Raw genomic sequence first — 9,180 nt, 5'->3', positions numbered from 1 at the left:
CCGCGCACAGGTCTCCCTGATACCATCGGCCATTGAAAATGACCGATGGTATTCCTGACGCGAATTTCTCATACCTCTGACGCAAATGGGAAATTCGCGTGTGTTCAAAGGCCGGGTGCGTCGGCACCTTCGGCCTCTGGTATGAATCGGCGCTTCAGCCGAGATCCGCCTCGATCCGCCGCACCACCTCCGCCCAGTCCCTTGTCTTCAGCCACGTTCCCGGCACGTCGGGGGCGAGGCGGAAGTAGCGCGGGTCGTCGACGAAATGGACGAGGCGGGTGTCGGCCGCGTGGTCGCGCACCGAGGCGAGGTTGGTCGGTGCGTCGTCGACGAAGAACAGCGGATGGCCGAGGGCGTGGGCGAGGCGGGCGACCGCCGGTCCCTTGGGACCTTCGTTGGCGATCACCGGATGGGCCATGCCGAGGTCGGCCAGCCGGGCGGCGCGGCGCGACGCGTGTTCGGCCGGCACGTTGGTGAGGAGCACCACATCCAGGCGGGACGTCAATCGGGAAAGCGCCTCGGCGGCGCCCGGAACCGGTTCCTGGTCGCCGACATGGGTGGCGAAGAAGCCGGCGATGAGGGCCGCGACCTCCGGCGCCGGCACGGCGCGGCAGGAGCCGAGGCGGGTGACGTTGCCGGTCAGGCGGAACGAGCGGGCGTCGAGCCGGTAGCCCTGCTGCCCGATGAAGGCCTCGAGATGCGAGACGAAGCGCAGCACCACCTCGTCGACGTCGACGACGAGGAGCGGGCGGGCGCCGACCTCGAGCCGGTCGAGGGCGTCGCGCGTGACGGGCGAGAGCGCGCTCATCGCTCGGCGACCGGATCGAGCAGATGGCGCGCCGCGGCGATCATCGTCGGGCGGATGCGCCGGCGTTCGGCGAAGACCAGGAGCAGCGCCTCGTCGCCCATCAGGTGCTCGAGCACGGCGGCGAAGAACCCCGGCGCGGCCGCCGCCTCGCGCAGGGTCTCGGGCCCGAGCCCGGTCGCGGAGAGGAAACGGCCGAGGGTTTCGGGGTCTTCGGCGAAGAACGAGAGGACCTCGACGGCGAGCGTTTCGGCCTCTTCGTGGGTGGGGCGGTGGTGGCGGTCGTTCATCGTGAAATCCAGCGTCTCCGCCCCTTTTCCTTTCGTCAAGGAATCGATGCTAGTGTCTCGACCGAGAAGAAGAACGGCAACAGCCGAATTCGGCGGGGCGATCACACCAGCGTGGTCGGGGGTAGGGTAGATGGCGAAGACCGTCCTCATCGTGGAGGACAACGAGCTCAATATGAAGCTCTTCCACGACCTCCTGGAGGCACACGGCTATCGAACGTTGCAGAGCCGCAACGGCTTCGACGCGATGGAGATCGCCCGCGGCGACCGGCCCGACCTCATCCTGATGGACATCCAGCTGCCCGAGGTCTCCGGTCTCGAAGTGACCAAGTGGCTGAAGGAAGACGACGACCTCAAGTCGATCCCGGTGATCGCGGTGACCGCTTTCGCCATGAAGGGGGACGAGGAGCGCATCCGCCAAGGCGGGTGCGAGGCCTACATCTCCAAGCCGATCTCGGTGGGCAAGTTCCTCGAGACGGTGCGATCCTATCTCGGCGACGCCTGAGTCCGTTCCTTCGGTATGCGAGTAGAGTGATGACGGGTCGAGTTCTGGTCGTCGACGACATTCCCGCCAACGTCAAGCTGCTCGAAGCGCGGCTGACGTCGGAGTATTTCGACGTCACCACGGCGCTCTCGGGTGCGGAGGCGTTGGCCGCTTGCCAGCAGACGACGCCGGACATCGTGCTGCTCGACGTGATGATGCCCGGCATGGACGGCTTCGAAGTCTGCCGCCGGTTGAAGGCCGATCCGAAGACGTCCCACGTGCCGGTGGTGATGGTGACGGCGCTCGACCAGATCGCCGATCGGGTGAAGGGGCTCGAGGCGGGTGCCGACGACTTCCTCACCAAGCCGGTCAACGACACGGCGCTGATCACCCGGGTGAAGAGCCTGATCCGCCTCAAGATGCTCACCGACGAGCTGCGCATGCGCGCCAACGTCGGCCGCGAGATGGGGCTCGACGACGCCTTCGATCCGCTGCTCTACACCCAGGACCTGCACGGCAGCATCCTGGTCGTCGACGATCGACGCTCCTCGGCCGAACGGCTGACCACGGCGCTCGCCGCCCGTCATTCGCTGACCATCGAAACCGACCCGCAGCAGGCACTTTTCCGCGCCACCGAGGGTGACTGGGATCTGGTGGTGATCAGCCTCGACCTCGCCAATTTCGACGCGCTGCGGCTCGTTTCGCAGCTCCGGGCGCTCGATCGCACCCGCATGTTGCCGATCCTTCTGATCGTCGGTGAGGGTGATCAGGTGCGTCTCGCCCGCGGCCTCGACATGGGCGTCAACGACTACCTGCAGCGCCCGATCGAGCGCCAGGAACTGGGCGCCCGGGTGAAGACCCAGATCCGCCGCAAGCGCTATGCCGACCGGCTGCGCGACAGCGTCCAACAGACCATGGAGATGGCGATCACCGACGGCCTCACCGGCCTCTACAATCGCCGCTTCATGACCACCCATCTCGAGCAGACGCTCGAGCAGGCGCAGCGCCAGGGGCGCTCGCTCGCGGTGCTGATCGCCGACATGGACCATTTCAAGTCGGTCAACGACACCTACGGCCACGATGCCGGCGATGCGGTTCTGAAGGAACTGGCCGAACGCATGCGCGGTAGCGTCCGCGGCGTCGATCTCGTCTGTCGCTTCGGCGGCGAGGAGTTCGTGGTGATCCTGCCGGACACCGACCTCGACACCGCCGGGGTCGTCGCCGAGCGTATCCGCTCGCGCGTCGCCGCCGAGCCGTTCCGTCTGCCCGACGGGCGGATGCTGGAGCGGACGGTCTCGCTCGGCATCGGCGCCCTGCAATCGTCGGGCGACACGATCGAGACGATCCTCAAGCGGGCCGACGCGGCGCTCTACGATGCCAAGTCCGCCGGACGCAACCGCGTCGTCGCCAAGGCGGCGTGAGGCCTCCTCGCGCGATCGACACCCGGTTTTCCCGATGATCGTGCGTCGTCTCGCCGGATTAAGGTTGACGATTCATCAAGACCGGCGAAAGGCGGCGGGTAACCGCGGCGAAAGCTGTTCCGGTGAGGTGCGGCTCGCTAGGGTTCTCCTCGCGCTTCCGTTCCGCGAAGTCGCCGTCGATCCGGCCGCAACGGACATGGTGATGGAGCGGAAGTACGCGGTGCCCGCGCATCGGGCCCGCCGCAAAACCCCGATGCGTCGGGTCGTGTCGGTCGGGTCGTATCCCTGAGTGGCCTCCTCGTGGGATCGAGTACCCGACCGACCACCGGCGGCTGCAGGGTGGGGAGCGGACACGTCCGACATTTGACTCGTCCCACGTTTCGCACCATATTCGGTCACGAACACGAGCTGCCGAGGTGAGAAGGCCCTACTCACACACCAAGCCGAAAGGCGGGGTGCAGTAGCCGAAAGGTGAAGAGATGCAGGAGGTCCGCGCGTAAGCTACGACCTTAAAAATGGGGAACCTGCCGTCTGGTTCGTGTTTCGAGAGGCCCGGCTCACGTCGGGCCTTTTCATTTTCGGACGACGTTTCGCAACAGTCCATCATGCCGACGCCGATCGATTTTCGCCTGGGTGATCGGGTAGAAGCTCGTGACGTGGTAGTTTCCGCTATCGCTTCGAGTGACCGTTACGGCGACGAGAAGCGGTTCACCATTCGGAGGCATTCGCCCTATGAACTCGATCTTCCCGGCATTCCTGGTATCGTCACCGATATAGGTCGGACCATCGAGAACCGCGCGCACGTGCGGTAAACACCGCGCCCAGTCCGTGGGATGTTGCTTTTTAACATGAGCGAGCGCCGCATCGGTAAGCACGATCATGCCCGGGTCCAGTTCATGCCCGTATAGTTTTTCGACGAGATCAACGTCCATCTGACCGTATGTCTCGGCGATCGAATGGTTCCGGGGGCGCTGCTTCTTCATGAACGCAATTCACACGTTCAACGCCAGTGCGTCAACGAAATCGGGTAATGCAGAGCGATACAATTTGATGTGGTGAGCCCCGCCCCTGGCGAGCATCCGTCGCCAGCGCCTTTCATACCCGCTCGGACACCGATATGGGTCGAGAAGCGGCACTCCAATATATCTCATAACAATATGAAAACATGGAAAAAATGGATTTCATAGGCGGGTGGCCTCCTCGTGGGATCGAGTACCCGACCGACCACCGGCGGCACCGCATCGGCCTCCGACGTCGCCGATTTCGCGTCGCCTCGATCTCGGGGTCGGGGATCGCGTCGGGAATTCGCCGTCTGGCCTATTGAACCCTAATATGAACAACTACTAATATGGCTGCTCCGCTTCGCCGCGACAGGGCCGGCGGTGTGCCGAGCCGACGTGCGGCGGCGCGCATCCGAGCGGGCGACAACGACATACCAGAACGACATACGAGGGAACGACATGGCTTACGAATTCGAGGGCCGCGAGATCGAGACCACCGCCAACGGCTATCTCGTCGATCAGTCCGAGTGGAGCGAAGCGCTCGCCGCGCACATCGCCGCCGCCGAGCAGATCGAGCTCACGCCGCGCCATTGGGACATCATGAACTACCTGCGCGAAGAGTTCTTCGACAACAACACCCAGCCCAACACCCGCACCATCATGAAGGCGATGTCGGAGAAGTGGGGCGAGGACGTCGACCAGCGCTCGCTCTACGATCTCTTCCCGCTCGATCCCTCCAAGCAGGCCGGCCGCATCGCCGGGCTTCCGGAGAGCCGCCGCAAGGGCGGCTACTGAGGCGGGTTCGATGCGGCGATCGCTGGTGCGGTCGCCGCCGCCGTCTCCCGGAAGCGATACGGAAATAAAACCACTTCCCGGTCATGCTGTGTCCCGTGGTGGCGAGTGCCGAACCGCGGAGAGCGTGTTTTCGGGAAGGGGACGACGGTGAGTGGCGAAGCGCGACGACGCGACGACGGCCTCGATGCGGCGCGCGGCCTCGGAATCGCCCTGGTGATCGTCGGCCATGCGCTCGAGGCGCAGTTCCTCGACCGCCCCGACGGGACCTTCTTCACCCCGTCCTTCCGCATCTGGCAGGCGATCTACGCCTTCCACATGCCGCTGTTCTTCATGTTGTCGGGCGCCGCCAATCGCGACATCGGCGAGAAGCCGTTCGGTGAGGTGCTGCGCGACAGCGTCAAGCTGCTCCTTCTCGTCTGGTTCTGCCATGCGCTGATCGCGATCGGCGGGATCGGCAGCGGCGTGATGCGGCTGCCGTCGGGTGCCGGATACGATGTGCTCCTTTCGCCCTTCGTCACCGGGCGCGGCTGGTCGATGTCGGTGCTGTGGTTCCTGGTGTCGTTGGCGATCGTCCGCCTCCTCGTGCATGCGCTCCTCTCCCGCCGTTCGATCCGCGTCACGGCCCTGGCCGTGGCGGCGATCGGCGCCGGTCTCGCGGCACTCGTCGGGCCGAAGGGGGAGACACTCTACCAGATCGCCACCTGGGTTCCGGGCGCGACCTTCTTCGCCTTCGGCGTCTTCCTCGGCCGGCATCCGCGCCATCTGCCGCGACCGGCGCTCGGCGCGGTGGCGCTGGCGACGGCGGTCGCGCTGGCGGGGCTCGATCGTGGCTGCCTCTGGTCGCTGGCGGAAGTCTGCCCGGCGCCGGGTCTCGCCGGCCACGCCGCGGTGCGCATGGTGTTCGGCAACTACGGCAACCTGCCGCTCTTCGCGGTGACGGCGCTTCTCGGTGCGGTCGGGGCGTGGTCGCTCGCCGCCCGCTTCGGTGGGGCGAATCTCGCCGCCATGGGCCGGGCCAGCCTGACGCTCTATCTGCTCAATGGCGCGAGTCTCGTCTTCCTCGGCCCGGTCGGCGCGGCGGTGGCGACGACCGGGGTCGCAGGCGTGGTGTTCCATCTCGTATGGGTCGGCGCCGCCGTGCCGATCCACGTCGCGATGGCGCCGATCTTCGGGCGGGCGATCGGCCGGCTCTCGGACGTCGCCGGCAGACTCGCCGCTCTCGTTTTCGCCGGACGACGTGTGCCGGCCGAGTGAGCGGCCGCCTTCAGAGCCAGCGGCGTTGCAACAGACGGACCGGAGCCTTGGACGGGGGCGGTGCCGCCGCGGTCGCGACCGCGTCCTTCGCGGTCTCACGGCCGCCGGCCGGCATCGTCGGGCGGCGGCGCTGCGGGCGCTGACGCTCGTCCGGCCCGGCGTCGTTCTCCTGGATCTGTTGGACGAGCGAGCGGAATCCGTTTTCGGAGCGGGCGTCGGGCATCGGGTGTGACTTCCTGGTTCGGGGCGTCGGCCGGAGCGAGACCCACGGCGATCGCGATCATATCGGACTTTCGGAGACGAATCGGCGGCGAGCAACGAAAAAGCCGCCCGGGTGGGCGGCTTTCGGTGGAAATCCGTCGACCGTGAGGCAGGCCTCACTTGATCTTGGCTTCCTTGAACTCGACGTGCTTGCGCGCGATCGGGTCGTACTTCTTGGCCGCGAACTTCTCCGTCATGGTGCGGGAGTTCTTCTTGGTCACATAGAAGTAGCCGGTGTCGGCGGTCGACACGAGCTTGATCTTGATGGTGGTCGCCTTCGCCATGGCGCGGTCCTTCCGGAATTCATCTGCTCACAACGCGACGGCCCGCGTGAGGTCCACACGGGCCGCGCTTCGATCTCGAAGTCGGGCGCAAATTGACCGAAGAGCCCGGCGATGTCAAGGACGCCGCCGGGCTCTTCGTCGCTGCTTTCACCAGCCATGCCGCCGGAATTCGATCGGGGTCACCTTGCCGTCGCCGTTGCGGTCCATGCGGCCGAACATGACGTCGCCGTGGTAGGCGACGAACTCGGCCTTGCTCACCTTGCCGTCACGATTCGTGTCCATCGGGGCGAAGCGGGCGAGCTTGCGAGACTGCATCATCGCCTGACGGGCGGGATTGTTGCCGCGTTGCGGCCCCATGCGGACGGCCTTGTATTCTTCCTTGGTGATGGTGCCGTCGTCGTCGACGTCCATGGCACCGAAGACGCCGGTCGCCTGGGCCCTCAACTCGTCGCGGGTGATGACGCCGTCGCCGTTCTCGTCGATCTGGGCGAAGCGGGCACGCCACGGCGCGTCCGGTCGGCCCATGCCGCGGCCCTGGCCGCCGCCCATGCCCCAACCGGGGCCTCCGCCCCAGCCCTGCGCCAGCGTCGGGCCGGCCGCGACCGCGAAGGCGGCCATGACGACGAATGCGGTGGTGAGGAGCTTGGATCTGCGGGTCATGACGACCTCCTCGTGGTTCGATCCGGCGCACGCTCGCTTCCGCGGAAAGGATCATCTCCCTTCCGCCGCTCGAGCGGCTCTCGGCGGATCTGCGATGGTTTCCTTCGATCGGGGTGGGCTCTTCGGATCGTCTCGGTCCGGTCGCCGATCCCTTTCGGAACATGAGAATTCTACGATGTGCTCGACGAATCCGACAGTTAACTCGCCGTAATAAGTATTTCGTCAGAGCCGCGATCGCCGGCCGAGGGCGACCAGGACGACGAGGTGGAGGGCGAAGAACCCCGCCATCACCGCCGGCGCGCCGGCGAGCGGCAGACTGGTGGTCCGACTCCGACGTTCGCATCCCTCGCGGAAGCCTCGTCGTGTGATTGTCGGAGTCATGAGGACCACCGGCAAGCTCATATTTCTGGTGGACCTTTCGAATTCGACATTCGAACGTGAGCCGTCCGGCAGCGGGATTCGAATGTCGAACTCGTTCCACTGGCCGCGGACCGACCGGAAGGGCAGGGGGGAAGCCGCATGGAAGGGCGGCGAGCCGCCGCCGGGCCGGGCTCGGATCACTTGCAGACGGCGTCGCAGGGCAGCAGCGTCACGGTGCGCAGCGGGGCCTTCGAATCGACCCCCTTGTAGGACCACGAGGTCAACGCGACCCCGCGGCCGAGGGGCTGGATCGCCACCAGTTGGCGCTCGTCGAAGTACCAGCCGTCGAAGGAGGTGTTGCGGCTGGTCGAGCCGAAGGCCTGTCCGGCCCAGGTGATGCCGGCCTTCTGCAGGCGGGCCTGGAGCGGATGGCCGGCGAAGTTCCCGGCGTAGAAATTCATCTGCTGCCCGACGCTCTCGCCGATCAGTGACCACATCGGACGATTGCCGGCGCCGAGCGTCGGACCGATCAGCCGCATCACCAGCACCGGCGAAGCGCCGTGGACGCGGTAGCGGCCGGGGGTGAGGGCGCCGGCATCGAGCGTGACCGAGCGCGTCGTCTTCAACGAACCGGGGACGAGCGACAGGGTGGTGCCGCTCCCGGCGGTCAGCGCCAGGGTGACGTCGACGTAGACGATGGCGCCGCCGGCGGTGACCAGGGGCAGGCGGGTGATGGCGATCTCGTCGCCGGAGCCGACGACCACGGCATTGTCGAGGCGGAAATCGGTCGCCGCCGCCGGCGTGGTGAGGGCGGCGAGGGCGGTGAGGGCGAGTGCGGCGAGGAGGGGTCGAAAGGTGTGCATCGGGATCTCGGGCAGGGCCGCGTCGATCGCGGCGGTGCCGCACCATGGTCCCGGCGTGGTTGACGGTCGGTTGACGCCGAGTGCCCTCAGCTCCGTGTCGCGATCACCGCTGCGGCGCCGCCCATCGCCAGCGCCGAGCCACGGTGGACGAAGCGCAGGGCGCGTCGGCTGCGGAAGAGGCCGCGGACGCGGGCGGCGAGCGCGATCCAGCCGAGATCGGTCACCGCCATCACCGCGATCTGCACGGCGGAGAGCAGCGCCCACTCCGAGAGCCCGATCGCCTTCACGTCGACCAGCGACGGCAGCAGCGCCACGTAGAAGACCATGATCTTCGGATTGCCGAGCGTCAGCGCCATGCCGGAGGCGAAACGGGCGAGGGTCGAGCCCTGCGGCGCGGTGGCGCCGATGGCATCCGGTTCGACCGGCGCGTGCCACATGCGCCAGGCGAGCAGCGCCAGATAGGCGAGGCCGGCCCATTTCACCGCGAGGAACACATGGTGCAGCTGTTCGGCGAGGACCGAGAGCCCCGCGACCGCCGCGGCCAGCCACGCCGCCTCGCCGATCCACATGGCGGCGACGAAGGGCACGACCGTCGCCGCCCCGCGAGTCAGCACTTGGCTGACCAGTACCGCGATCGACGGCCCGGGCGAGCCGGCGTTGAGGAACAGCGCCCCGGCGAAGACCAGCAGGGCCGTCGTCTCCATG

General features: G+C 66.9%; 12 protein-coding genes. 4 read left to right on the top strand and 8 right to left on the bottom strand.

The window, feature by feature from the left end; translation table 11 throughout:
• Positions 1-154: 154 nt before the first annotated feature.
• Both V7Q42_RS12725 and V7Q42_RS12720 read right to left on the bottom strand, forming a co-directional pair.
• Complete coding sequence (locus tag V7Q42_RS12725) at positions 155-808, bottom strand: hypothetical protein (protein WP_333824456.1); 654 nt, start codon at positions 806-808, stop codon at positions 155-157.
• Positions 805-1,095: a DUF3572 domain-containing protein gene (locus V7Q42_RS12720; RefSeq protein WP_333824455.1), complete on the bottom strand. Its 291-nt coding sequence runs from the start codon at positions 1,093-1,095 to the stop codon at positions 805-807. Before V7Q42_RS12720 ends, V7Q42_RS12725 begins: the two co-directional genes overlap by 4 nt.
• 130 nt (positions 1,096-1,225) lie before the next feature.
• Between V7Q42_RS12720 and V7Q42_RS12715 the strand changes: the two genes are divergently transcribed.
• Together V7Q42_RS12715 and V7Q42_RS12710 are read left to right on the top strand one after the other, a co-directional pair.
• The gene (locus V7Q42_RS12715; RefSeq protein ID WP_333824454.1) at positions 1,226-1,597 is read left to right on the top strand and encodes a response regulator; all 372 of its coding nucleotides are present in this window, start codon (positions 1,226-1,228) and stop codon (positions 1,595-1,597) included.
• A gap of 29 nt (positions 1,598-1,626) precedes the next feature.
• Positions 1,627-2,997, top strand: coding sequence for a PleD family two-component system response regulator (locus tag V7Q42_RS12710; RefSeq protein ID WP_333824453.1), 1,371 nt, complete (start codon positions 1,627-1,629; stop codon positions 2,995-2,997).
• Positions 2,998-3,569: 572 nt separating this feature from the next.
• Here the strand turns inward: V7Q42_RS12710 and V7Q42_RS12705 are convergent.
• On the bottom strand, positions 3,570-3,980 hold the full coding sequence (locus tag V7Q42_RS12705) for a PBECR3 domain-containing polyvalent protein (protein ID WP_333824452.1): 411 nt from the start codon (positions 3,978-3,980) through the stop codon (positions 3,570-3,572).
• 477 nt (positions 3,981-4,457) lie between these two features.
• Between V7Q42_RS12705 and V7Q42_RS12700 the strand changes: the two genes are divergently transcribed.
• Positions 4,458-4,793: a TusE/DsrC/DsvC family sulfur relay protein gene (locus tag V7Q42_RS12700; protein ID WP_333824451.1), complete on the top strand. Its 336-nt coding sequence runs from the start codon at positions 4,458-4,460 to the stop codon at positions 4,791-4,793.
• Between the two features lie 147 nt (positions 4,794-4,940).
• Entirely contained in the window at positions 4,941-6,047 is a 1,107-nt protein-coding gene (locus V7Q42_RS12695) for an acyltransferase (RefSeq protein WP_333824450.1), read from the top strand.
• A 10-nt stretch (positions 6,048-6,057) separates the two neighbouring features.
• Here the strand turns inward: V7Q42_RS12695 and V7Q42_RS12690 are convergent, their stop codons facing one another.
• The 5 genes from V7Q42_RS12690 to V7Q42_RS12670 form a co-directional block, all read right to left on the bottom strand.
• Positions 6,058-6,270: a hypothetical protein gene (locus V7Q42_RS12690; protein WP_333824449.1), complete on the bottom strand. Its 213-nt coding sequence runs from the start codon at positions 6,268-6,270 to the stop codon at positions 6,058-6,060.
• Between the two features lie 154 nt (positions 6,271-6,424).
• The gene (gene rpmG, locus V7Q42_RS12685; RefSeq protein ID WP_217926976.1) at positions 6,425-6,592 is read right to left on the bottom strand and encodes a 50S ribosomal protein L33; all 168 of its coding nucleotides are present in this window, start codon (positions 6,590-6,592) and stop codon (positions 6,425-6,427) included.
• A gap of 147 nt (positions 6,593-6,739) precedes the next feature.
• Complete coding sequence (locus V7Q42_RS12680; RefSeq protein WP_333824448.1) at positions 6,740-7,252, bottom strand: EF-hand domain-containing protein; 513 nt, start codon at positions 7,250-7,252, stop codon at positions 6,740-6,742.
• A gap of 557 nt (positions 7,253-7,809) precedes the next feature.
• On the bottom strand, positions 7,810-8,475 hold the full coding sequence (locus tag V7Q42_RS12675; protein ID WP_333824447.1) for a hypothetical protein: 666 nt from the start codon (positions 8,473-8,475) through the stop codon (positions 7,810-7,812).
• A gap of 86 nt (positions 8,476-8,561) precedes the next feature.
• Positions 8,562-9,179, bottom strand: coding sequence for a LysE family translocator (locus tag V7Q42_RS12670; RefSeq protein WP_333824446.1), 618 nt, complete (start codon positions 9,177-9,179; stop codon positions 8,562-8,564).
• Between the last annotated feature and the right edge of the window lies 1 nt (position 9,180).

The organism is Pinisolibacter sp. (assembly GCF_036782435.1).
In the GTDB taxonomy this organism is placed as follows: domain Bacteria; phylum Pseudomonadota; class Alphaproteobacteria; order Rhizobiales; family Ancalomicrobiaceae; genus CALBKH01.
This window is presented reverse-complemented; position numbering and strand designations above follow the sequence as displayed.